The organism is Rhodococcus sp. IEGM 1302 (genome assembly GCF_030056935.1).
Classification (GTDB): Bacteria; Actinomycetota; Actinomycetes; order Mycobacteriales; family Mycobacteriaceae; genus Rhodococcus_F; species Rhodococcus_F qingshengii.
Map to the genome: position 1 here is coordinate 194878 of NZ_JASHKY010000004.1, position 24163 is coordinate 219040.

Sequence of the window (24163 nt, forward strand, 5' to 3'; positions counted from 1 at the left end):
GGGGTTCTGTACGAACTGCGAACGCCCGATAGGGTGACCGGGTGCGTCCTACACTTGATTCCTACACTCATCTGGCCGGTGGCAAGGTCCGTGACCTTTACACGATCGACGACGAGCATCTGCTGCTTGTCGCGAGTGATCGGATCTCGGCCTACGACCACGTGCTCAGCACGCCGATCCCGGACAAGGGTCGCGTGCTCACCGCGATGAGCGTGTTCTTCTTCAACGTCCTCGGTGGCACCAACCACCTGGCCGGCGAGCCCGACGACGATCGCATCCCGGAAGAGGTTCTCGGCCGCGCTCTCGTGGTGCGCTCCCTCGACATGGTTCCCGTCGAATGCGTCGTTCGTGGCTTCCTCACCGGCTCCGGCCTGGTCGACTACAACAACACCGGCGCAGTGTGCGGCGTCGCGTTGCCCGAGGGCCTCGTCGAGGCGTCGCGTCTGCCCGACCCGATCTTCACCCCGGCGTCCAAGGCGGCTCTCGGGGATCACGACGAGAACATCAGCTTCGATCAGGTAGTGGAGAAGGTCGGCCAGAAGCTGGCAGTGCAGCTTCGCGAGGACACTCTCGACGTCTATGCCCGCGCCTCCAACTTCGCAGCCGATCGCGGAATCATCCTTGCCGACACCAAGCTCGAATTCGGTCTCGACTCCGCTGGAAACCTCGTGCTCGCCGACGAGGTGCTCACCCCCGACTCGTCGCGCTACTGGCCTCTCGAAGGCTACGAAGCGGGCAAGGTGCAGCCCAGTTTCGACAAGCAGTTCGTGCGCGACTGGCTCACGAGCCCCGAATCCGGCTGGGACCGTAGCTCGGACACGACACCGCCGCCGTTGCCGCAGGAGATCGTCGACGCGACCCGGGCACGCTACATCGAGGCGTACGAGCGCATTTCCGGTCTGTCCTTCGACGATTGGGTCGGTCCCAGCGCATGAGCCTGATCCCGCCGGTCGCAAAGAAGGTCCCCACCGAACGTACCCATCACGGACACACGTTCGTCGATGACTACGAGTGGCTGCGGGACAAGGACAACGCCGAGGTAGTCGCATACCTCGAAGCCGAAAACGCGTACACCGACGAGCAGACGGCCGCGCTCGAGCCATTGCGCGAGAAGATCTTCCAGGAGATCAAGTCGCGGACGCAGGAAACCGACATGTCGGTGCCCACTCGCATGGGTAAGTGGTGGTACTACTCGCGCAGCGTGGAAGGCAAGTCGTACACCGTCCAGTGCCGGTGCCCCATCGCCGGTGAAGACGACTGGACTCCGCCCGACCTGACGCCCGGCGTCGAGCTGGCGGGCGAGCAGATCCTCATGGACGGCAACGTCGAAGCCGAAGGGCACGAGTTCTTTTCGCTCGGCGCGTTCTCCATCAGCGAGGACGGCACGTTGCTCGCGTACTCGGTGGACATCGTCGGCGACGAGCGGTACACCTTGCGGTTCAAGAACCTCGAGACCGGTGAGATGCTCGCCGACGAGATTCCCGATACCGCGCCTGGCGCCACCTGGGCGATCGACCACAGTCACGTCTTCTACATGACGGTCGACGACTCCTGGCGTCCGGACACGGTGTGGCGTCACAAGCTGGGAACGCCGCAGAGTCAAGATGTTTCGGTGTTCCACGAGCCCGACGAACGGTACTGGGTTTCGGTGGGGTCCACCCGCAGCGAGAAGTACCTGATGATCTGGGTCGGTTCCAAGGTGACCAGCGAAGGCTGGATGCTGGAATCGGCGAACCCGGAAGGCGACTTCCGCGTCATCATCCCGCGTCGCGAGGGCGTCGAGTACGGGGCCGAGCACGCCGTGATCGGGGGAGAGGACCGCTTCCTGATCCTCCACAACGACGTCGTCGACGGCATCAAGGCAGAGAACTTCGTGTTGGTGGAAGCTCCCGTGTCGGATCCGACGAACATGACGACGCTGATCGAGCACAGCGCAGACGTTCGTCTGGAAGAAGCCGAAGCCTTTGCCGGACACCTCGTCCTGAGCTACCGCCGCGAGGCGCTCACTCGGGTTGCCGTGTGGCCGTTGACGGATGACGGCTACGGCGAACGCCACGAGATCGACTTCGACGAAGAACTCTTCAGCATCGGCATGGGGTCCAACCCGGAATGGGCGCAGCCCACCATCCGGCTCGGATTCACCTCATTCATCACTCCCGGGCAGGTGTACGACTACTACGTCGCCAGTGGTGAACTGGCACTGCGTAAGTCGCAGCCCGTTCTCGGAGACTTCGATGCGAGTAACTACGAGCAGCGTCGCGACTGGGCAGTAGCCGACGACGGAACCCGCATTCCGCTCTCGATCGTGAGGCGCGTAGGTGCGCCGGAAGGTCCCGCGCCGCTGCTGTTGTACGGCTACGGTTCCTACGAGGCGAGCATCGACCCGTCGTTCTCGGTTGCCCGCTTGTCGTTGCTCGATCGCGGTGTCGTCTTCGTCGTCGCACACGTGCGCGGCGGCGGCGAGATGGGCCGTCACTGGTACGAAAACGGCAAGACGCTCACCAAGAAGAACACCTTCACCGATTTTGTCTCTTGCGCAAAGCATTTGATCGACACCGGTGTCACGTCGGCCGACCGGATGGTTGCCGACGGCGGTAGTGCAGGTGGATTGCTGATGGGCGCTGTCGCCAACCTTGCTCCGGAACTGTTTGCCGGCATTCTCGCCAATGTTCCGTTTGTCGACCCGTTGACGTCGATTCTCGATCCGTCGCTGCCGTTGACGGTCATCGAGTGGGACGAATGGGGAGATCCGCTGCACAACAAGGACGTCTACGACTACATGCGCTCGTACAGCCCGTACGAGAACGTGGAAGCCAAGGACTATCCCGCCATTCTTGCGATCACGAGCATCAACGACACCCGTGTTCTGTACGTGGAGCCGGCCAAGTGGGTCGCAAAACTGCGCGCCACCAAGACCGGTGATGCTCCGCTACTTCTCAAGACCGAGATGAGCGCCGGACACGGCGGTGTCAGCGGTCGGTACGAGAAGTGGAAAGAGGTCGCGTTCGAGTTCGCCTGGGTGTTGGACACCGTGGGCGCGAACTAGCTTCTGTGTCAATCAGGTTCGGTGACTGTCAGGTTCTGCGGTAACGAACCTGAGGGCGCCCAGCGCGCCCGTACTCGGTCTCCCGGGTGAGCATGCCGTCGTCTGCCAGCTTTTCCAGGTAGCGCCAGGCTGTCACCCGGGACACGCCGACCGATGCTGCCACCTCGGCGGCGGTCACAGGACCTTCCGAATCCCGGACGGACGCTGCGACGAGTCCGAGTGTTTGAGACGCAAAGCCTTTCGGTGCCGCTGCTCGATCGTCGGACGTTCGTAGCGCGGACATCGCGCGGTCGATGTCGTGTTGACTGACCGCAGACTCTCCAGCGGGAAGCGCTGCACGATATTCGAGGTAGCGCTCGAGCTTGTCGCGGAATGCTGCGAAAGTGAACGGCTTGAGAAGATAGAGGACGATCCCGCGAGCCACGGCGCTTCGGACCACCTCCAGATCGCGCGCCGAGGTAACCGCGATGATGTCCGGACTGGGCCGCAAACCGCCCAGGGCGGAAGCCACGTCGAGACCGCTGGCGTCGGGCAACCCGATGTCGAGCAGGACCAGGTCGATGGGCTGGTCGGTGGCGTTGGCCGCCGTAACTGCACGCACGGCGGCGTTCCCGGAATGAACCACGCCGTGGACCACGAATTCCGGCACACGCTCGACGTACGAACGGTGCGCCTGGGCGATCAACGGTTCGTCGTCGACTATCAGCACACGGATCATCGCGGTGCTTCCGCCTCGCGCAGCGGGATACGGACAACCAGCATGGAGCCCATCGCCGGCTCGCTGGTGAGCGTGCCGCCGTGCCGTTTCACAACTTGAGAGACCAGTGCGAGACCGAGTCCGCGAGAGCCGGATTTTGTGGAGTAGCCACGGCCCTTGGCCTTTTCGAGTGCTTCGGGTGTCATTCCCGGGCCGCTGTCGGCGACGGCAACAACCATCATCGAATCCTCTTCCATTACCGTCACTTCCACCCACGGAGACTCGCTCGCGCGCGATGCGTCAATAGCATTGTCCACGAGATTGCCGACCAGCGTGACCAACTCGCGTGCATTGAGCGAAGGAACCGGACCGAGCGCGGTGTCTTCGGTGATGGTCAGGTCGACCCCGCGTTCGGCCGCTTCACTCATTTTCCCGAGCAGCAGTGCGGCGAGCGCCGGCTCGTGGACCGCATTCATCAGACGATCTATCAACTGTTGGGACACTCGCAATTCATTGGTGGCGAAGGCCACTGCGTCTTCGTTCCGGCCCAACTCGACCATCGTGATGATCGTGTGCAGACGATTTGCACTCTCGTGGGCTTGCGATCGAAGCGACTCGGCAAAACTGCGTACCGAATCCAATTCCCCGAGTACGTTCTGCAATTCGGTGTGATCGCGAATTGTCAGCACGGTGCCAATTCTGTTGCCCTCCCACTCAACCGGGTGTTGGTTGACCACCAGCACACGCTTGTCGGTTAGGTGCACTTGATCCTTCGCGGGAGAGGCGTCGTCGACTCGCATGGTCTCGGGGATGGACGAAAGTGGCACGGGCCCGTCCGGTAGATCGAGGAGGCGACGCGCTTCGTCGTTGACGATATCCACTCGCGCATCTCTGCTTCGGCCTCGCCCGATCACCACCAGACCCTCACCGATGCTGTGCAGGACGGCGTCGTGGTGTTCGTACATGGTGCGCAGTTCATCCGGCGCCATCCCCAGGGTCTGTCGCCGGATACGCCGACTCACCAGAAGTGAACTCAGGAGGGCGGCAAGAAGACCGCCGCCGGCAACGAACAGGATGACCGGAACACTTTGGGCGAACTGCTTGCTGATCTGCTCGCGGGTGACACCGGCAGAAACCAGACCGACCAAGGTTCCGCCGGAATCGTAGACAGGAGTGACTGCGCGGATCGACGGCCCCAGCGACCCGGCGTACGTCTCTGTGAAGGTCACGCCGGCAAGTGCGCGGTCGATGTTCCCGGTGAAGAGTTGACCGATCAGCTCCGGGCTCGTGTGGGTGAACCGAGTGCGATCAGGCGCCATCACCACGATGAAATCGACGCCGGTTGCCTGTCGGATCTTCTCGGTCTGTGGTTGCAGAATCGCGGTCGGGTCCGGACTCGTCAGGGCTGCCGCCGTCGAATCCGACAGGGCGAGAGTCTGCGCTATCGAGCTCACCTGCCTGCGGATCGCGTCGTCGCTGTCTCGGCGTTCGTCGACAACTGCGAGCGCGGCTCCCACACCGATGACCAGCGCCAACAACGCCAATTGCAGGAGCAGGATCTGCCTGGCGACGCTCATACGTCGGCCGGTCTTTCGTTCGACCATCGAGCGCCTCCTGAACGTAATGAACACAAACTTCCGGGCCCACCTGTTTGCAACAAGAATTCTCCACGACTCGAAGTGATCCCGATCACTTCACAGATATCCGATCCAAAGGACACCCCATGAGCAGCACGGCAACAGGGACAGTAGACGGTTCCCCACAGCCCGAGGGCACCAAGGCAAAGCGCGACAAGACGCATTGGCTCTACATGAGCGTCATCGTCGCGGTCATCGGAGGCATCCTCGTCGGTTGGCTCGCACCCGAGTTCGGTAAGTCCGTCGGTGTACTCGGCACGTTGTTCGTCAGCCTGATCAAGATGATGATCAGCCCGGTCATCTTCTGCACCATCGTGCTCGGCATCGGCTCGGTTCGAGCGGCGGCCAAGGTCGGCAAGGTCGGCGGCCTCGCACTCGCCTACTTCATCGGGATGTCCACCATCGCACTCGCGATCGGCCTGGGCGTCGGCAACCTGCTCAACCCGGGCAGTGGCCTGAACATCACGCCCAATGCGGCCTCCGTGGCCAAGCTTGCAGATCAGGCCCACAGCGCGGGCGGTACCTGGGACTTCATCGCGTCCATCATTCCGACGTCGATGCTGTCCTCCCTCACAGCCGGCAGCGTGCTGCAGACTCTGTTCGTCGCCCTTCTGGTCGGCTTCGCGATCCAGTCGCTCGGCAAGTCGGGTGAACCGATCCTCAAGGCTGTCGGATACATCCAGAAGCTCGTGTTCAAGATCCTGACGATGATCCTCTGGCTCGCCCCGATCGGTGCTTTCGGTGCCATCGCCAGCGTCGTCGGCCAGACCGGTTTGAACGCCGTCGTCCAGCTCGGCACCCTGATGATCGGCTTCTACCTGACCTGCCTGATTTTCGTCTTCGGTGTTCTCGGAACGCTGCTGCGCGCCGTCACCGGATTCAACATCTTCAAGCTGGTCAAGTACTTGGCCCGTGAGTACCTGCTCATCTTCGCCACGTCGTCCTCCGAATCGGCACTGCCGCGTCTGATCGCCAAGATGGAGCACGTAGGCGTCGAGCGCACCACGGTGGGCATCGTCGTTCCCACGGGCTACTCGTTCAATCTCGACGGCACCGCGATCTACCTGACGATGGCCTCGATCTTCATCGCCGACGCCATGGGACAGCCACTCGGTTTCGGTGAACAGCTCTCGCTGCTGGTGTTCATGATCATCGCCTCCAAGGGCGCTGCCGGAGTCAGCGGCGCCGGTCTGGCCACGCTGGCAGGCGGACTGCAGAGCCATCGCCCCGAGCTTCTCGACGGCGTCGGACTCATCGTCGGAATCGACCGCTTCATGTCGGAAGCGCGAGCGATCACCAACTTCTCGGGCAATGCGGTTGCGACTCTCCTGGTCGGCGCCTGGACCAAGACGATCGACAAGGAACGCGTCGTCGAGGTACTCGACGGGAAGATTCCGTTCAACGAAGCCACGATGCTCGACGACGAGGACGAAGAAGAGCAGCACAAGCTCGAAACGGCTCCGACCGGCACCAAACAGTCGTTCGTGAGCCATCACTAGAAACGTCCGCTCTGCTGAACGTTTGACTGCGCTGCAGGCGCGGAACCCGATCTACGATCAGTGATCCTGGTCGTAACGATGAAAGAGACCGCCGCACCAACCGTGCGACGGTCTCTTTCTGTTCGTGGCTAGGTGTACCAGGTCGGTTCGGGAATCTCGCCGGTCAGAAAACGACTACCGACTTCACGGCGCTTGTACGCGAGCGGATCGTGAAGGGTATGCGTCCGGATGTTGCGCCAGTAGATGTCCAGGCCGACGTCGTTGGACGTGGCTCGGGCACCGGTCAGTTCGAAGATCTTGTTGCTGATCTCCAAGGAGACGTCGGCGGCGCGAAGTTTTGCGGCCGCGATGCGTACGGCGAGGTCGCCGCGAGCCTGCTCGGTGAGGTTTTCGCGAGCGTCGTGGAGCACTGCGTCGGCCTCACGGCTGACCTGATCCACGAAGGCCTCCGCTGCCCACAGCTTGGATTGCAAGTCGCCGTAGCCCTCACGGAGGTACCACTCGTCGGTTGCGATTTCGCGGTTGTCACCGCCGTACGGCCATGGACGCGTACGGGTTCGGGTGTACTCGGCGGCAGTGTCCAGTGCGCCACGAGCGATCCCGAGGTAGAAGTTGGCGAACACGATCTCGATCGCCGGGAAGTTCAGGGTGTTGTAGACCAGAGGTTGGAATTCCTTGTCGACAAAGCCTGCCGCACTTGCCCAGTCGACCTCGACGTCGTTGATCTCGACACTGCCGGAATCGGTGAGGCGCTGCCCGAGATTGTCCCAATCACCGCGGAAGACTATGCCGTCCTGAGCAGTCGGCACGATTGCGAACACATGCGTCGCAGTTCCGTCGATGATTCCTTCGAGCACCGTGAGGTCGGTGACTCGGCCGCCGGTGGAAAACGACTTCACACCGTTGAACACCAGGGTGTCTCCGCGGTCCGCGACGGTGAGGTCGGTGTCTCGAGGGTTGACCGCGCCGCCGAAGAAGAATCGGTTGCTCGTGTACAGCTCCTCGACAGCGGAGATCTGCGGATCGGTTCCGACCAATCTGGCTGCCCATGCCCACAGATAGTGGTATCCGAGCAGTTGTCCGATGGAGCCGTCGGCGCGGGCGATCTCCCGAACCACCTTGTAGGCGGTCTCCCATCGCTGCCCGCCGCCGCCGAACTCGACCGGGCCCAGGAGCGTCACAAGACCACTGTCCTTGAGCAGCTGAACTTCTCGGAACGGTGGTTCGCCGGCTCGGTCGCGGGCGAGTGCGTCGGCGGCAAGGATGTTGCTCACCTCGCGAGCCCGGTCGATCCAGCCCTCGGATGTGTCGGGAACGCCGACGAAGACTTCGGTTTCACTGGTCACGGTCATGCCTGTTCATCCTTTTCGGTCGGTGCGGTCCCGATGGCCCACACGTAAATCGGTTCGGTTCCGTTGATTTCGTAGTCGCCGACAACTTTGGATTTGAAGACGACCGGATTGTGGCTGGCGACGGTGCGGGCGTTGCGCCAGAATCGATCGAGATCGAGGTCGCGGCTGACTCCGGAAGCACCGAGTGCGTCGAAGATCTTGGCCGTGGCCGGCACGACGAGTCCGATCGAGGCGACTTGCCCTCGCCCCGAATCGATTTCGGCTGCGATGTTGGCGGCCTTCTCTTCCTCCGGCGAGCCGGAGAATGCGGCTTCGTAAGCCCATTGGGACGACTGTGCTGCGTGCAGTGCAACGGCCTCGGCTGCAAAGGCAGCAGAGGACACCTCGCCGACAACTTGCTGGATCTGCGAATCCTGCGCGTATCTCGGAGCGTTGCCGTGACTGAAGGTTCGAGTACGAGAGGCAACTCGACGAGAGATCTCGATCGTAGCAGCCTTGGCGATGCCGGCGAGAGTGGCGAGGTGGAACAATTGGTAGAACGCGGTCTGGTATTTGAATCGCGTCGAGAAGTCGAAGATGTTCTCCGGCTGTACAATTGCGTTCTCGTAGACGGACGAACCGGAGCCAGTCGTCTGCTGGCCGAACCCGTTCCAATCGTCACTGTGTGTGACACCGGGTTGTCTCGCCTCGACCGCCGCGATCACGAATGCGCCGGTGTCGGTGCGCTGCGAGTACAGGTCGATCCAGTCGGCGAAGATGGAACCCGTGCTGTAGAACTTTGCCCCGTTCGCCAGGAAATGGTCGGCATCGGGTGCGGGCGAGACCTTGGTGTTGGCTTCGCCCAATGCAACGTCGCCGATTTCGGTCCATGCGTTGCCGACCAACTGTCCCTCCGCGAAGCGTCGGAGCCAGATGTCACGCTCCGGGCCGGGGTCGGCGACCAGTCGGTCTTCGACAAACGCGAAATGTCCGCGCAGGGCCTGGGTGATATTGGAATCGGCGCTTGACAGCTCGACTAGTAAGCGGATCAATTGCGGGATGCTCGCACCCGATCCACCGTGTGTTGTCGGCACCCGAACGGCGCCGAAGCCTGCATTCTTGAGCGCGTCGATCTGTTGGAAGGGAAGCACGTGATCGCGTTCGCGTTCGACGACGCCTTGTGCGATGTCCGCGAAGATCGGACGGAATTTCTCTGCCAGTGTTTCGTAGTCGACCTCACTTTTGATCGGATCAGCAGACCGGGGTACGGCATTCGGCGTCAGTGCGGTGGTCATGGGAAGAATGCAAGCTGTAAACACCAGGGGCGTCGATCCTTCATCGCGACCTGATTCGAAGTGTTGTCAGTCCGCGCAAATCTCGGTTCGATGGCCTGCCGGGCACTCTTGTCGAAATCGAGTGGTCAGTGGGGTTGCTCGTGAACGTGCTCGACGGTCCATCCGCTCCATTCGACGGTCCCTCCGGCACCACAATCATGTCGGAACGGCAGCCCTGGAGGACCGGAGCGAACGACGACGCGAAAGTCTCTCCCCTCCAACCGAAGATCGACAGTCGTGTGTTCTCCGTCGACACTCTCGCTGATGCTCTCGAGTGCGTCCGTGGCGACGATGTCGGTGGCGCGTCGGACAGCATGTTCGGCTGCCTGAGCGGCCTGTGACAGTGCCGCCCGGCCGCGCAGGTGCAGCAGCTCCAATTCTCCGGCTAGGTATTTCTCGGCAGTATCGATTGCGGAGTTGCCGTCCAGTCGGCTGAAATAGACTGCGGCAGGCCACGCAATCATGTTGGCCGCGAAACGATCTCCGCCGATGTGACTGCATTCCCACACATCTGCGATCTGTGCCGCGTTCAGCGCCGAAACGACCGGGCGGCCGAGTTCCGCGCAGCACGCATCCTTCTTTCCATGCGTGCAGACTGCGAAGAGCGGTTCCGTGCGGGAGCGGCCGAAGTCGGGTTCCGCTCCGGCGGCCATCGATTCGAACGGCAGTACCGACAGGTCCTCGTATCGGTCGACCGCCCCTTCCCGCATCCATTGGCGTGTGCCGTCCGTCCAGGCGAGTACACACGTCGGGGTGAGCACCCGGCGGTTGCGGGTCCGCCGGATCACCACGACACGGATACGGCCCTGCGCTGCGTAGATCTTTTCGGTGAGCGCGACGGGGAGAATGTCGTCAGGGGCGGACGCCGGCCAGGGGCCGGGATGCTCGATCAATACCCACAGATGTGTCATTCCGGCGCGACCGACCATAGGTTCGCCGGCGGTCGACGACTGCCGTGTACAGGCGTGAGGGCGTCGACTGGTTTGCGGATTGGCGACAAATTCCGAAAGGCACTGCATAGATCCTTTCCCCAGGACACCGTCGCTGTGGCAGGGGAGGGAAGACATGATGAGGCTCCAGTCTCGTAGGTTAGGCTCACCAGACTATTGGATGGTGAATCCTTTGCTCAGCCGCGGTGAATGCACGTGGCTGTGACGGTCGGAAGCAGTCGGTAACAGGAGTTTGTGAATGAAACGCAGTAACTCGCGGACGAGGTACATGCTGGGTGGTTTCGTCCTCGCCGCCATAGTGGCAACGACGACTGCTTGTGGCGGTGACGATCTTTATGACCCGGGGATGCAGCCCGACACCGTGCACGCGGTCACCCACGCCCGTGGAACTACCGACGTACCGACGGATCCGCAGCGAGTTGTCGTGCTCGAGCCGGTTCAGCTCGACACGTCGGTAGCGCTGGGCGTGATTCCCGTGGGCACCGCGGTACTCAGCGAGACGACCGGCGTTCCGGCGTACCTCGGTGAGAAGGCGGCGGAGATCGAGATGGTCGGAACCGTCGCGGCACCGAACCTCGAGAAGATCGTCGCACTGAGCCCGGACCTGATCATCGGAACGGAATCGCGGCACGGTGATCTGTACGAGCAGCTCGCTGCCATCGCACCGACCGTCTACATGGCAACTCAGACCGATCCGTGGCAGGACAACGTCCAGTTCGTCGCAGAGGCGTTGAACAAGACCGATCAGGCAGGTGAACTGCTCGGTGACTACACGGCACGCTGCGAGGAGGTGGCGAGCAAGCACAGCACCGAGGGCAAGACCGCTCAGCTGATCCGCCCACGCGACGACGTTCTGACGCTGTACGGACCCACGTCGTTTGCCGGAAGCACTCTCGAATGTGCTGGACTCACGATTCCCGCACGCGACTGGGAGAACTCGATCTCCGTCGACCTCTCCCCGGAATTCGTCTCCGGAGCCAACGCCGACCTCATCCTGGTCACCTCCGCGAAACCGGCCGATGCCGGCACGATGCCGAAGGCCGTGGCAGACAACGCCGGATTCTTCCCGAACCCGCATCTGGTGGACATGTCCTACTGGATCACCGGCGTCGGACCGCTCGGCGGCCTCACCGTTCTGGACGACCTCGATCGCATTCTCGGAGCGTCGAATTAGCAGTGCGCGAAGGAGCAGTGCGCGAGAGAGTCGCTAAGTTGGAGCCTATGACAACTCCAGTACAGAACATCGCGATCAACACCCTCGGTGGCGTGCCCACCTCTTTGGGTGAATACGACGGCCGCGCCGTCCTCGTGGTCAACGTCGCGTCCAAGTGTGGACTGACCCCGCAGTACTCGGCGCTAGAGAAGCTGGCCAGCGAGTACGCCGATCGCGGTCTGACCGTGATCGGTATCCCGTGCAACCAGTTCATGGGGCAGGAACCGGGTACCGCCGAAGAGATCGAGACGTTCTGCTCCACTACCTACGGCGTCACGTTCCCGCTTCTCGAGAAGATCGAGGTGAACGGCGAAAACCAGCATCCGCTGTACGCCGAGCTCACCAAGGCGGCCGACGCCGAAGGCGCTGCGGGAGACATTCAGTGGAACTTCGAGAAGTTCCTGATCGGACCGGACGGCACCGTCGTCAACCGCTTCCGTCCGCGGACCGAGCCTGACGCACCCGAGGTTGTCGCCGCGATCGAAGCTACGCTTCCCAAGAACTAGAGGTTTCCAAGAACCAGTAGGTGCGCTGAAAACTGCCGCCGGATGATCATCCGGCGGCAGTGTGCTGTTCACCCACAGCTGCCACTATCGGAGTATGTCCGCAGAACTGATCGTGTCGGTATCCGGAATCAGAGACGAGACATGTTATCTCGCTGCCGGATTCGCAGACGAGATGGACACTCGAGGTGTCCGCTTGTCGCTCCTGGTGGCGCCGCGACTGAAGGACAAATACCGACTGGCCGACGACGCGGTGACGACGGCTTGGCTGCGTGAGCGTCGCGAGCACGGCGATGCCATCGTTCTGCACGGCTACGACCAGGCCGCGACCAAGCGTCGCCGAGCCGAGTTCGCCACTCTGTCGAAGCACGAAGCGAAACTGCGACTACTCGCTGCGGACCGCGTTCTCGAGCATGCAGGCCTTCGGACCCGGGTGTTCGCACCGCCGCGCTGGGTGGCGTCGCCCGGTGCCATGTCGGTGTTGCCGGAGACGGGCTTTCGCACGATGGCAGGCCTCGGGGCAGTACATGATCTGACCCGCGGAACCTTGCAACGGGGAAGGGTTTTCGGGATCGGCGAAGGCTTCAAGGCCGAGCCGTGGTGGTGTCGCGCATTGGTTCTCGGAGCCGGGCGTGCCGCCAAACGTGGGGGACTGGTCAGATTGTCGATCACGGCCAAGCAGTTGGGAAACGAGGGCCCACGTCAGGCCGTCCTCGACGCCGTCGACCTTGCCCTCTTCCACGAAGCCGACTCGCAGGTGTATCGGTGGAACTCCCCGTCTCAGGAGCTCGGCGCTGCCTGAATTCGGCAGTTGGCAACTATTTGATAGCTACGAGACTATGTCATCTGTCCGGGTTGTCCGAGCGGGCAGACTCTTCGCGTTTCTCCACTTCCTTGCTGGTAGTAGTGCAGAGTGGGTCAAAATCGCATAAAACGGACGTTCAATTAGAGCGCTGGGTCAGCCAACTCTCCCACTGCTAGAGTGCGTGCAGTTAATCTGCCGCTAGTCGATGGGATCGGAATCTCGCCATGCGCACGAGAGTGTTCTCCAAGTCGGCCGAGGGTCTTTTCGCCGTGGCTGTGGGCGCAGTAGTCTGTGCTGCGTTCGTTCCGGCGCTCGCGTCTGCCGCTCCGACCGGCGCGGTTCACACGCTGCCGACGGGCAGTGTCGACGGCGGGTCGAGCGGATCGAGCGATGGCGTCCGCACCGCAACCGTCGACGATGAAGGTGAGCAACTCACACTGCGCCTTCACAAGATGAACCTGCGGGGATCCGAGTTCTCGATGGCTGTGCAAGACAGCGACGGAGAGCTGACCGACGCGGTGATCCCGGCGCCCCGTTCGTACATCGGCAGCGTGGAAGGGCGTCCGGACGCAATAGTCTCGGCCATCGTCGACTCCGCCGGAACACTGCGAGGGCAGGTGATTTTCGATCGTGGTGCTTCGCTCGAGTTCGTCGGATCCGACGTGGTCGGTCGCAGCACGGCGCCGATCGACGCAAAACCCAAGTGGCCCACCGCCGCCATTGCGCCGGCCTCGGCCGCAAGGGTCGGCAAGACGGTCAAGCAGTTCGTGGTGGGACTGGACCTCAGTGGCGAGTGGTACTCCGCGCACGGCGCAGGCAGTCCCGCCGTCGCTCTGGATCGGGCCGAGGAATCAATGGCCCGCACCGCTGCCATCTGGATCAGAGACGTCGGGATTCGGCCGGCCCTCGGTCGAGTTGTCCTACGGGCAGATTCCGCCGGTGATCCGTACTCGAGCAGTTGTGAAAATCTCGAGCAGTTGGAAGATCTGTGGTCCGATCAGGTCGGGTCGAGCGTCGATCAGGCGACCGTCGTGTGCGCATCCGGTGGCGGAAATGCCTACTACTCGAAGTTCGAACTCGACCACAGCTACGCGCATGTCGGTGCCGAGTCCGACGGCAACTTCAGCCGCGTTCTCCGCCACGAGTTGGGCCACAACTTCTATGCCGACGACTACCACGGCGGCGGCGCCGAGGGATCGACCATCATGAACGGTAACGACCTCTCGCGCTTCGACGGCACCGAATTCGCTGCCATCGTCGATGCGGCGGAGGTTGCCTCGGCTCGACTCGACGACGTCGGTCGGTACACGGCAAGCCCGATCCCGCCGTACGCCGCACTCGACACCGCGCGGGTCCGCTCAGGCGGCACAGTCACCGTCGACGCCGTCGCGAATGATCATGACAGCAACGGAGATTCGATCAAAGTGACCGGCGTCGGGGCGACGTCACTTCTCGGTGGCACCGTGAAGCTCGAAAACGGCGAAGTGGTGTTCGAAGCCGGAACGAAGGCAGGCACCGACAGGATTCTCTACACACTCACCGACGCAGCCGGTGGCACGAGCACCGGCTGGATCATCGTCGATGTGAGTGCGTGAGAACCGAATCAGGCGACTTCGACGCTCGACTCCTCGCCGAGAACTCGGAACTCGGTGCCGTCGGCAGCCATTTCCGAGTAGCGACCGTAGAAGATGCCTGCGGCCTCGTCGCGGATGATCGCTTGATGAATGGGAACCGCAACGCGCGGCGCCACCGCGCGGAGGTAGTCGATGGCCTCCGAGATCTTGAGCCACGGTGCGGCAGCGGGGAGGGCGAGAACGTCGATCTTTTGTTCGGGGACGTAGAGGGAATCGCCGGGATGCATGAACCGTGCCGGGTTGGTGGCGTCACCGAGGAGGAACGCGGTGTTGTCGATCATCGGTAGGTCCGGATGGATGATTGCGTGCTCTCCGCCCGTTCCGGTCACCTCGACGTCGCCGATGCTGAACCGGTCGCCCGGCCGGACGCCGGCCCAGCGCCCACCGAGCTTTTCAGCCGTCTGCGGATCGCTGTAGAGCACGGCGTCGGGATTCGCTTCGGCCAGTTCGGGCAGCCGCGCAGGGTCGGCGTGATCGGGGTGTTGATGTGTCACGAGGATGGCGTCGAGGCCGGTGATGCCTTCGAATCCGTGCGAGAAGTTGCCGGGATCGAAGAGGATCTTCGAGCCGTTCAACTCCACGAGCACACAGGAATGGCCAAAATGTGTCAGTCGCATGATTTCGAGTATGCGCCGCCCCGAAGGGACTCGCAGGCGGGTTTCACAGGTGGTGGCCGTCACGCCCCGATCACTCGATGCGAACCATCTCGGGTCCGCCCGGTAAACTGGCCATCACCCGAGCGTTTCACTCCGGGTTCGCGCACTAGTACCGAGGAGCAGCACGTGGCCCGTGTCGTCGTCGAAGTCATGCCCAAGGCCGAGATTCTCGACCCCCAGGGACAGGCAATTGTCGGGGCACTGTCTCGCCTGGGCTTTGCAGGAGTATCCGATGTCCGTCAGGGCAAGCGGTTCGAGTTGGAGATCGACGGCAGTGTCGAAGACGCCGAACTCGAGAAGATCGCCGAAGGCCTGCTGGCCAACACGGTGATCGAGGATTGGACCGTCAGGCGAGTCGAGGCATGAGCGCACGTATCGGAGTAATCACTTTCCCCGGCACGCTCGACGACATCGACGCGGCTCGGGCAGTGAACCTGGCCGGCGGTGAAGCTGTCGAACTCTGGCACGGCGATGCAGACCTCAAGGGTGTCGACGCGGTCATCGTGCCCGGCGGATTCTCGTACGGCGATTACCTTCGTTGCGGCGCGATCGCACGTTTTGCTCCCGCGATGGGCAAGGTTGTGGAAGCAGCCAAGGGCGGCATGCCGGTCCTGGGCATCTGCAACGGTTTCCAGATCCTCTGCGAAGCAGGTTTGCTGCCCGGTGCCCTGACCCGTAACCAGGGTCTGCACTTCATCTGCCGCGACGAGTGGTTGACGGTCGAAGCCAACAACACGGCGTGGTCCTCGCGATACGAGGCCGGCGCGCAGATCCTCATCCCCCTCAAGTCGGGTGAAGGTCGCTTCCAGGCGTCCGAGAAGGTTCTCGACGAACTCGAGGGCGAAGGCCGCGTCGTCTTCCGTTACTCGGAGGAGAACCCCAACGGCTCGCAGCGTCGTATCGCCGGCATCTCCTCGGCCAACGGCCGGGTCGTCGGTTTGATGCCGCACCCCGAGCACGCCACCGAGGCTCTCACCGGTCCCAGTGACGACGGATTGGGCTTGTTCTACTCGGCCCTCGACGCGATCGTCACTGCCTGATCGCCTGCTGATTTTCACCACTGAACGCCGACCGGAAATCCGGTCGGCGTTCAGTCGTATGTGGGCCCGGTACCCAGGGCTACTGGCTGTAGGAACTGAGGAAGTTGCCGAGTCGCTCGAGTGCCGTCGAGAGATCGTCGGTGTTGGGGAGAGTCACCAACCGGAAGTGATCGGGTTCGATCCAATTGAACGCGCGACCGTGGCTGACAAGAATCTTCTCCGATTCCAGTAGATCGAGAACGAACCTCTCGTCGTCGACGATGCCGAACTTGTCGACGTCGAGCTTGGGGAACAGGTACAGCGCCCCGTCGGCCTGTTGGCAACTGATCCCGTCGATGCTGTTGAGCGTGGTGTGTGCGAGATCGCGCTGGGCCGTCAGCCGACCTTGTGGAAGCAACAGGTCCTCGATGGACTGGCGTCCGCCGAGTGCAGTCTGGATAGCGTGCTGCGCCGGCACGTTGGCACACATTCGCATGTTGGCCAGCAATTTGATGCCTTCGATGAAGCTCGACGCCCGCTCGAGTGGTCCGGTGATGGCCAGCCATCCGGCTCGGAATCCGCACACGCGGTAGGCCTTGGACAGTCCCGAATACGTCAGACACAGAACGTCTCGCCCGGTCATCGTCGCAAGGTTTGTCATGGATCGGCCGTCGTAGACGATCTTTTCGTAGATCTCGTCGGCGAAGAGCATCAGATCGTGTTTGCGCGCTAGATCCACGAAGCGTTGCAGCACCTCCGTCGAGTAGACGGCGCCCGTCGGATTGTTGGGATTGATGACGACAATCCCTCGGGTGCGCGGCGTGATCCGAGCTTCCAGATCGTCGAAGTCCGGTGCCCAGCCTTGGCTTTCATCGGTGAGGTAGTGCACGGGCGTGCCGCCGGCAAGTGAAACCGAAGCCGTCCACAAGGGATAATCGGGAGCGGGAATCAGGATCTCGTCCTCTGGATTGCAGAGGGCCTGCATCGTCAGGGTGATCAGTTCGGACACACCGTTTCCGAGATAGATCTCGTCGACGGTGACGTCGGTGATACCCCGCGTCTGGTGGTACTGGACCACCGCAGTGCGCGCCGAATACAGTCCGCGAGAATCGCAATATCCCTGCGCGGTAGGGAGATTGCGGATCATGGCCATCATGATTTCGTCCGGAGCTTCGAACCCGAAGGGGGCCGGATTGCCGACGTTGAGTCGCAGGATCGTGTGTCCCTGATCCTCGAGTTCTTCGGTCTTGTCGAGAATTCGCCCTCTGATGTCGTACCTGACATTCTCGAGCTTGCGGGCCTGATCGATGGGTGTGTTCACGCGGTTACGTACCTCTCCGGTTCGGGTGGGTGAGTTGTGTTTCAGATGAGAAGGGCGCCTCAGGGTTCGGTCTGGAAACGGACATTGATTCGCGATAGCGCTGGCGGCGAAAGAAGAGTAGCGCTACTATGATTCGACATGTCCAATGATAGCAGTTCGAGGATTGTCGCAGCCTTGCGTGAGTGGATCGCGACGGCTCCTCCAGGCGCGAAGCTTCCGTCCACTCGGTCGCTCGTCAGCCTGCACGGGGCGAGTCCGGTCACCGTGCAGAAGGCGCTGCGAACACTGGTATCTCAGGGGGTTGTGGAGGCTCGTCCCGGTGTGGGGACCTTCGTGCGCGCAGCGCGCGTCGTGCGACCCAACGACTACGGGTGGCAGACAGCGGCGCTCGGATCGCCGAACTATCGTCTGCAGTTGCCCATGGCGCTGCAGTCCACCTCCAACGACGTGATCGCGCTGCATTCCGGCTATCCGGCCCGAGAGCTGTTGCCGGAAGGTCTGGTTCGTGCAGCCTTCACCAGGGCGACGCGAACCGACGCCGTGTTCAATCGGCCCCTCGCTGCCGGGCTTCCGGAACTGCAGTCCTGGTTTGCCTCCGAATTGGGTTCCGCCACTCCTGCCGGGATCACTCCGCCGGGGCCGAACGACGTGGTTGTACTTCCCGGCAGTCAGGGTGGGCTTGCGACGTCCTTTCGCGCGTTGGTGGGGGAGGGGCGTCCGTTGCTCATGGAATCGCCGACCTACTGGGGAGCGATCCTGGCCGCCGCGCAGGCTGGAGTCACGGTCATTCCGATTTCCAGCGGCGCCAACGGTCCTGATCCTGAAGAGCTTTCGCGTGCATTCGAACAGACCGGTGCCCGTGCGTTCTACGCACAACCGAGCTTCGCGAGTCCGACCGGAGCGCTGTGGTCGCCGTCGTTGGCTGACAAGGTTCTCGACACCGTCCGTCGGCACGGCGCATTCCTCATCGAGGACAGTTCGGCGCTCGACTTCGGAATCACCGCAGATCCCAGCCCCATCGCTGCACGAGACGACAGCGGTCACGTCGTCTACCTTCGTGCGCTGACCAAGAGCGTGTCCCCATCGGTGCGAGTTGCCGGATTGATCGCTCGGGGTCCGGCGTACGAGCGGATTCTGGCTGATACACAGGCAGATTCGATGTACGTCAGCGGGATGCTGCAAGCGGTAGCGCTCGACGTCGTGACCCAACCGGCCTGGCGAACGCACTTGCGCAGGCTTCGTCACCAACTCGAGGCCAGACGCGACCTCCTCGTCTCGAGTCTGCGCGAGCATGCGCCGGACGCTCACCTCGATGCCGTACCGAAAGGCGGACTCAACCTCTGGCTTCGGCTCCCGGACACCACGAACCTCGAACGTGTAGTGCAGGACTGCCGGTCGGCCGGCGTCATCGTCGGAGCCGGTGACGATTGGTTCCCGGCAGAACCGACTGGAAAGTTCTTGCGGCTCAACTACGCCGGACCGAACCCGGGTGAGTTCCCCGACGCCGCCCGCATTATCGGCAGAGCAATCACGCAACATATGTAGAACTTCACCTCGCTGGTGGTTGACCTTAACTTCCGTTGAGGTTTTATCGTCGTGTGCATGAACAAACAAGCGATGCAGCCACCGGCCAACCAGCCGATCGGATTCTGGACCGCGCGAGCCGGTGAAGCGATTCGCGCGCGCACGCGCGGAGCACTCGAAGCGATCGGCGTCACCCAGCCGGGGTGGTGGGTCCTGCACCAACTTTCGCTGCACCCTGAAGGGGTGGAGCGCGCTGTCCTCTTGCGGACGATCGGTCCGAACGAATCCACCGACGTGATCGATGACGCCGTCGACTCTGCCCTCGAACTGGGGTGGGCGCGCGAAGACGGGTCTGTCCTTCGCCCGACTGATGCGGGCTCCGAGCAGTTCGATCGCGCCGCGCGGGTACAGCAGATGCTGCAGGAAGAGCGGATGCAGGGAATCACCGAAGAGGAGTTTGTCACCACCATCACTGTGCTGCAGCGAACCATCAAGAACGTGGGCGGCGACGCCTGGCACTGGTAGCAGACATTATCTGGGCCCGCTGCCGGGTAGAGCGGCTTCGATCAATTCGACGGCACGGGACACACCGCCCGCCGCTGCGAGTTCTTCTGCCAACTCCGCGCTGCGTCGGCGGAACTCGTCGGCGCTCACCAGAGTCAGCGCCTCACGAAGCTCTACTGCCGTGACGGTAGCGCTGTCGACGCGTACTGCGACACCGGCGTCGACGAGCGAGTCGGCGTTGCCGAACTGATCGACGGCTTGCGGCACTGCGATCATGGGTGTCCCGGTCACCAGTCCCTCGCTGGATCCGCCCATACCCGCGTGGGTCACGAACGCGTCGGCCTGCTGCAGAATCGCGAACTGCGGTACCCAACGGTGTATTTCGACGTTGTCGGGCAATGGTCCGAGATCTGAGATCTGCACCTGCTTTCCGATCTGAAGGACGACGTGCCAGCCGTCCATCTGGCCGAAAGCCTCGACGCAGGTGCGGTAGAAATCCGGATGATCGGTGAATGCTGAACCCAGCGAGATCAACAAGAGCTTGCGTTCGGGATCCGGGTTCACCCAAGGTTGACTGCTCGGTTCGAGTGCGGGGCCGACGAACGTGTAGACGTCGCAGTTCACGCGATCGGCGTTGGGCTGCATCGATTCTGCGATCAGCACGATTGCACGGGGTGGGCGTCCGGTGAACTCACGTGGATCGACCTCGACGCCTTCGGCGCGGAAGAACCGGGTCTCCCGATCGAGCAGGTCGACGCCTCTCGGATCGGAACGAATTTCGTCGTACATCGGTGCGGCGTCGGCTTCGTAACCGTCCCAGGCAACGTACGTCGGCGACAACTGGATGATGGGAACGCCCCACTGCTGAGCCAGTATTCGTGCCGGAATGCCGGCGATGTCGTAGAGAAAGAGGTCAGGGCGATCGTCTTCGTAGATTCGGCGTAGCTGCGGCAGCATCGACTCGTAATCGTCCTGGAAAATCGTCAACTGATCGATCAGATCCCCGTCCCAACTCTTCTCCGGTTCGGCGCCGTCGGGAGAAGGGACGAGGCTGGGCAGCGTGGAGACGTACGGTGCGAATTCGGCCCCGGTCGCCTCGATGATCTCACGCATCGACTCGTCGTTGGCATAGGTGACGCGGTGACCGGCGGCGACGAGACGCGCGATGATCGCCAGGCTCGGATTGACGTGGCCCGGTGCCGGAATGCTCACCATGGCGATATGTCTGCGGGTCATCGATCACTCCTGCCGTCTGACTGTTCTGGAACAACTCCGGATACCGGACCGAGACTATCCACCAGGATGGGTAACGGCATCTGATTTTTGCGGGGAAGTACCGTGCGCACTCGAGTAGGACTACGCATCCGAGTGCCGGGATGGGCGAGCAGACTTCGAAGCATGAGCACACCGACAACACCCTCGAAGACCACTGCAGCCTTCTATCTTCAGGCCGGAATAGCCTTTGCCGTCAGTTTTGTCGGCACCCTCCTCGGAATTGCGTATCTTCCGATCGATGCGTGGCAACGCGGATTTCTCGGAATGTCCTTGCTGTTCTTGGTCACCAGTACGTTCACGTTGGCCAAGGTGATTCGTGATCAGCAGGAGGCATCCACAGTCAGGGTTCGAGTGGACGAGGCTCGACTCGAGAAGCTGATCGCCGAGCACGATCCGTTCAAAGCGGCAGCCTGAAACCTGTCGGCAAGGTGAGGATCAGCGTGCTGCCGAGAGGTTGCTCGTTTCGGAGCGCCGACAGATCGCCGCCGTGTGCGAGCGCGAGGCTGCGCGCAATCGTGAGCCCCAAACCGGAACCGTCGGATCGATCACCGCGATGGAAACGGTCGAAGACTGATTCGAGTTGGTCTGCGGGAATTCCGTCACCGGTGTCGGTGACGGACACCGAGAGGTGGTCACCTTCCCGTGCGAGTGTCACCGTCACCGAACCTCCGCTCGGAGTGTGCCGCAATGCGTTTTCGAGCAGATTGGCGAGGATCTGTTCGATTCGTTGGCGATCGACCTCGGCCGTGATCGGTTGCGGAGGTAGCGCGGTCGTCAATTCGACTCCACGATCGGCGAAACGTGGCGCCGCTGCTGCCGTTGCGCTGCAAACGATGTCGTCGATCTTCTCGTCTCGGCGATCGAGTTCGAGAGCGTGTTCGTCGGCCGCGGAGACGTCCGCCAGATCGCAAGAGAGCCGACGCAGTCTTTCGAGTTGATCGCGCATGACCGACCATGAAGAGTTGTCCGTGGGGAGGACGCCATCCTCGATGCCGTCCACGTACGCAGCCAAAGTCGATACCGGAGTGCGTAATTCGTGGGCAAGATCGGCAAGCAGGCGTTTGCGGACCCGATCCGAATGATCAAGGCGTGCCGCCATGTCGGCAAAGGCAGTTTCGAGACGCGTGAAATCTGCGTCCACGTCAGACCTGTCGATAGTCACGTCGAAGTTCCCGTCTGCGACGCTTTGCGCCGCCTCCGCGAGCGTTGTGATCGGGGCCGTGATGCGTCGGACGATGTAGACCGCGGCGATGCTTGCGCCCACCAGTGCGACCGCGATCCCGCACAACAGTGCAATGGTCATGGTCTGAGCGAATGCCTCTTCGGTGTGGGTACGGACATTCGAGTCTTCGATGCCGGCCATCATGAGGTGGTTGTGAAAGAGCGGGGCAGCGACGGCAATGGCGACTGCGGCGATGGCGAGGCAGGAGACGAACAGGACGACAAGCTGCGCCAGCAGCAGTTTTCCGCGTAGCCCGAGTTTCTTCATGACGACCTCGTTCATGACGACCTCAGGGAGTATCCGACGCCCCTGACGGTTCTGATGAACCGAGGATCGGTCGCGTCGTCGCCGAGTTTGCGGCGTAATGCACGCACATGGACGTCGACGATGTGCTGGTCCCCGAACCAGGACGAGCCCCACACCGAGGCGATGATCTCGGCCCGACTCCAGGCAGCGTCGGGTCGGGATGCAAGCGCGGAGAGCAACGCGAACTCGGTGGGAGTGAGATCGACAGGGTGGTTGTCGACATGCACGGTGCGGGCGAGGACGTCGATGTCGAGACCGGGAGGCGTCGGCAGCACTTTTGGCAGCAAACTCGACGCGCGTGGCCGTCTGAGCAGTGCTTTCACTCGCGCAACCAGTTCGCGGGGGCCGAAGGGTTTGACCACGTAGTCGTCTGCGCCGGCCGCCAGACCCGTCACCTTGTCCGACTCTTCACCGCGGGCGGACAGCATCAGGATGTACGCATCGGAGAAGGTACGGATTCGTCGGCAGACTTCCATGCCGTCGAAGCCCGGGAGCATTAGATCGAGCACTATCAGCGCGGGCTCGAATTCGCGCACCGAACGTACCGCGCTCGGCCCGTCGTGGGCGAGGCGCACGGTGAATCCTTCGCGTGTCAGATAGTTGGCGACAACCTTGGCGAGGGCAGTCTCGTCGTCGACGACAAGAACGCGCCCCGGTTCCTCGCCAGGTCGTAGTTCGGCGCTCATCAGACCGAGGTTAGTCGACTGCGTGTCTGCATTGCTGGCGCGTGGTGGTTTCCACTCGACTGTGAAGATTCGATGAAGGAAGCCTGTTCGAGCCGGTTATCGGGCTTCGCGGTGGATTTTCGCCGGTAACGTGGCAACTGTGCATGTGCAGCACTCTTGTCAAATCAATTGTGGTGCAGTGCATATCGAACAGAATCAATTCTCGGGAGTGAAAACATGTCTTTGACGGTCAGGAAGAGCGCCGCGCGGTTCGTTCCGGTTGTGGCAGCGGCAGCACTGTTGATTGCCGGATGCTCGGACAACTCCGGGGAGAGCATCAACCATTCCTCCGAAACAACCAGTGTTGCAGCACAGTCGGAGATTCCTTCGGGTGTCAATGCTGCCGACATCGAGTTTCTCGAAGGGATGTACCCGCATCACGCGCAGGCATTGGACATGGCCAGAATGGTCGACGGTCGAACCGACAATGCCGAACTTCTCTCTCTTGCAGCGCAGATAGAGGCAGCGCAAGGCCCGGAGATGGCTCAGATGACCGAATTGTTGACGGAGTGGGGACGCCCCGAGCCTTCGTCGAGTTCGATGGAGGGCATGGATGAGTCGGCGCACGCGGGACACGGCGTCGGGATGGCCGAGATGCCGGGAATGATGTCGGCCGACGACATGACCGCCCTCACCGATGCCAGTGGCGCGGAGTTCGACAAGTTGTGGCTGACGATGATGATCGAGCACCACAAGGGTGCCATCACCATGTCCCAGACCGAACTCGACAACGGGCTCGACCCGTCGGCGGAGAAGATGGCAGAAGCGATCATTGCCGGTCAGCAGGCGGAAATCACTCAGATGGAAGCGATGTTGAAGGGGAGTTGAACAGGAGGCCTTGGCCGCGTGACCTTGCTCGGGTGGCTACCTGGGCATACGTTCGAGGCTGATGGCTTGACCGGTGCTGTGCTGCAATCACACGCGAGGGGATGACCGCCACATGGATCACAGTCAGATGGACC

General features: G+C 62.2%; 23 protein-coding genes. 13 read left to right on the forward strand and 10 right to left on the reverse strand.

What is annotated here, in order from left to right; all coding sequences use genetic code 11:
• Positions 1 to 41: 41 nt before the first annotated feature.
• Positions 42 to 935 (forward strand): phosphoribosylaminoimidazolesuccinocarboxamide synthase, encoded by an 894-nt coding sequence (locus tag QM609_RS10020; protein ID WP_003945463.1) that lies wholly within the window; start codon positions 42 to 44, stop codon positions 933 to 935.
• Positions 932 to 3046, forward strand: a complete 2115-nt coding sequence (locus QM609_RS10025; RefSeq protein WP_054188016.1) for a S9 family peptidase — start codon at positions 932 to 934, stop codon at positions 3044 to 3046. Before QM609_RS10020 ends, QM609_RS10025 begins: the two co-directional genes overlap by 4 nt.
• A 28-nt stretch (positions 3047 to 3074) precedes the next feature.
• On the opposite strand, the gene QM609_RS10030 is transcribed toward QM609_RS10025, so the two are convergent.
• Both QM609_RS10030 and QM609_RS10035 read right to left on the reverse strand, forming a co-directional pair.
• A complete protein-coding gene (locus tag QM609_RS10030; protein ID WP_003945570.1) occupies positions 3075 to 3764 on the reverse strand; it encodes a response regulator in 690 nt (229 codons plus the stop codon).
• Entirely contained in the window at positions 3761 to 5347 is a 1587-nt protein-coding gene (locus QM609_RS10035) for a sensor histidine kinase (protein ID WP_007734437.1), read from the reverse strand. Before QM609_RS10035 ends, QM609_RS10030 begins: the two co-directional genes overlap by 4 nt.
• A gap of 119 nt (positions 5348 to 5466) precedes the next feature.
• Between QM609_RS10035 and QM609_RS10040 the strand changes: the two genes are divergently transcribed.
• The gene (locus QM609_RS10040) at positions 5467 to 6879 is read left to right on the forward strand and encodes a C4-dicarboxylate transporter DctA (RefSeq protein ID WP_007734438.1); all 1413 of its coding nucleotides are present in this window, start codon (positions 5467 to 5469) and stop codon (positions 6877 to 6879) included.
• Between the two features lie 128 nt (positions 6880 to 7007).
• Here QM609_RS10040 and QM609_RS10045 read toward each other — a convergent pair whose 3' ends face one another.
• The 3 genes from QM609_RS10045 to QM609_RS10055 form a co-directional block, all read right to left on the reverse strand.
• Positions 7008 to 8231, reverse strand: coding sequence for an acyl-CoA dehydrogenase family protein (locus QM609_RS10045; protein WP_054188015.1), 1224 nt, complete (start codon positions 8229 to 8231; stop codon positions 7008 to 7010).
• Complete coding sequence (locus tag QM609_RS10050) at positions 8228 to 9505, reverse strand: acyl-CoA dehydrogenase family protein (RefSeq protein ID WP_007734440.1); 1278 nt, start codon at positions 9503 to 9505, stop codon at positions 8228 to 8230. The genes QM609_RS10045 and QM609_RS10050 overlap by 4 nt, the downstream gene beginning before the upstream one ends.
• Positions 9506 to 9630: 125 nt before the next feature.
• Positions 9631 to 10455, reverse strand: coding sequence for a sucrase ferredoxin (locus tag QM609_RS10055; protein WP_228232457.1), 825 nt, complete (start codon positions 10453 to 10455; stop codon positions 9631 to 9633).
• Positions 10456 to 10732: 277 nt separating this feature from the next.
• Between QM609_RS10055 and QM609_RS10060 the strand changes: the two genes are divergently transcribed.
• From QM609_RS10060 to QM609_RS10075, 4 genes are all read left to right on the forward strand, one after another.
• Positions 10733 to 11668 (forward strand): ABC transporter substrate-binding protein, encoded by a 936-nt coding sequence (locus QM609_RS10060; protein ID WP_054188013.1) that lies wholly within the window; start codon positions 10733 to 10735, stop codon positions 11666 to 11668.
• A gap of 47 nt (positions 11669 to 11715) precedes the next feature.
• On the forward strand, positions 11716 to 12213 hold the full coding sequence (locus tag QM609_RS10065) for a glutathione peroxidase (protein ID WP_054188033.1): 498 nt from the start codon (positions 11716 to 11718) through the stop codon (positions 12211 to 12213).
• A 94-nt stretch (positions 12214 to 12307) separates the two neighbouring features.
• Entirely contained in the window at positions 12308 to 13012 is a 705-nt protein-coding gene (locus tag QM609_RS10070) for a DUF2334 domain-containing protein (protein ID WP_007734443.1), read from the forward strand.
• Between the two features lie 227 nt (positions 13013 to 13239).
• Positions 13240 to 14610, forward strand: coding sequence for an Ig-like domain-containing protein (locus QM609_RS10075; RefSeq protein WP_054188012.1), 1371 nt, complete (start codon positions 13240 to 13242; stop codon positions 14608 to 14610).
• A gap of 8 nt (positions 14611 to 14618) precedes the next feature.
• Here the strand turns inward: QM609_RS10075 and QM609_RS10080 are convergent, their stop codons facing one another.
• A complete protein-coding gene (locus QM609_RS10080) occupies positions 14619 to 15266 on the reverse strand; it encodes an MBL fold metallo-hydrolase (RefSeq protein ID WP_037132300.1) in 648 nt (215 codons plus the stop codon).
• A 165-nt stretch (positions 15267 to 15431) separates the two neighbouring features.
• Between QM609_RS10080 and purS the strand changes: the two genes are divergently transcribed.
• Positions 15432 to 15671 carry a phosphoribosylformylglycinamidine synthase subunit PurS gene (purS, locus tag QM609_RS10085; RefSeq protein ID WP_003945817.1) on the forward strand — a complete coding sequence of 80 codons (240 nt, stop codon included), beginning with the start codon at positions 15432 to 15434 and terminating at the stop codon, positions 15669 to 15671.
• Positions 15668 to 16345 carry a phosphoribosylformylglycinamidine synthase subunit PurQ gene (gene purQ, locus QM609_RS10090; RefSeq protein ID WP_003945887.1) on the forward strand — a complete coding sequence of 226 codons (678 nt, stop codon included), beginning with the start codon at positions 15668 to 15670 and terminating at the stop codon, positions 16343 to 16345. Before purS ends, purQ begins: the two co-directional genes overlap by 4 nt.
• 79 nt (positions 16346 to 16424) lie before the next feature.
• Here the strand turns inward: purQ and QM609_RS10095 are convergent, their stop codons facing one another.
• Positions 16425 to 17645, reverse strand: coding sequence for a pyridoxal phosphate-dependent aminotransferase (locus QM609_RS10095; protein ID WP_054188011.1), 1221 nt, complete (start codon positions 17643 to 17645; stop codon positions 16425 to 16427).
• A 138-nt stretch (positions 17646 to 17783) separates the two neighbouring features.
• Here QM609_RS10095 and QM609_RS10100 point away from each other — a divergent pair, with 138 nt between their 5' ends.
• Together QM609_RS10100 and QM609_RS10105 are read left to right on the forward strand one after the other, a co-directional pair.
• Complete coding sequence (locus QM609_RS10100; protein ID WP_054188010.1) at positions 17784 to 19190, forward strand: aminotransferase-like domain-containing protein; 1407 nt, start codon at positions 17784 to 17786, stop codon at positions 19188 to 19190.
• A gap of 57 nt (positions 19191 to 19247) precedes the next feature.
• A complete protein-coding gene (locus QM609_RS10105) occupies positions 19248 to 19694 on the forward strand; it encodes a MarR family winged helix-turn-helix transcriptional regulator (RefSeq protein ID WP_037132303.1) in 447 nt (148 codons plus the stop codon).
• A gap of 6 nt (positions 19695 to 19700) precedes the next feature.
• Here the strand turns inward: QM609_RS10105 and QM609_RS10110 are convergent, their stop codons facing one another.
• The gene (locus QM609_RS10110; protein WP_042920301.1) at positions 19701 to 20909 is read right to left on the reverse strand and encodes a macrolide family glycosyltransferase; all 1209 of its coding nucleotides are present in this window, start codon (positions 20907 to 20909) and stop codon (positions 19701 to 19703) included.
• Positions 20910 to 21071: 162 nt separating this feature from the next.
• Between QM609_RS10110 and QM609_RS10115 the strand changes: the two genes are divergently transcribed.
• A complete protein-coding gene (locus tag QM609_RS10115) occupies positions 21072 to 21362 on the forward strand; it encodes a YiaA/YiaB family inner membrane protein (protein ID WP_003945505.1) in 291 nt (96 codons plus the stop codon).
• Here the strand turns inward: QM609_RS10115 and QM609_RS10120 are convergent.
• Both QM609_RS10120 and QM609_RS10125 read right to left on the reverse strand, forming a co-directional pair.
• A complete protein-coding gene (locus QM609_RS10120; RefSeq protein ID WP_064111951.1) occupies positions 21346 to 22437 on the reverse strand; it encodes a sensor histidine kinase in 1092 nt (363 codons plus the stop codon). The two genes, QM609_RS10115 and QM609_RS10120, sit on opposite strands and share 17 nt — an antisense overlap.
• 11 nt (positions 22438 to 22448) lie before the next feature.
• Positions 22449 to 23162, reverse strand: coding sequence for a response regulator transcription factor (locus tag QM609_RS10125; RefSeq protein ID WP_007734457.1), 714 nt, complete (start codon positions 23160 to 23162; stop codon positions 22449 to 22451).
• 216 nt (positions 23163 to 23378) lie between these two features.
• On the opposite strand from QM609_RS10125, the gene QM609_RS10130 reads away from it, so the two are divergent.
• Positions 23379 to 24029, forward strand: a complete 651-nt coding sequence (locus QM609_RS10130; RefSeq protein ID WP_007734459.1) for a DUF305 domain-containing protein — start codon at positions 23379 to 23381, stop codon at positions 24027 to 24029.
• Positions 24030 to 24163 lie beyond the last annotated feature (134 nt).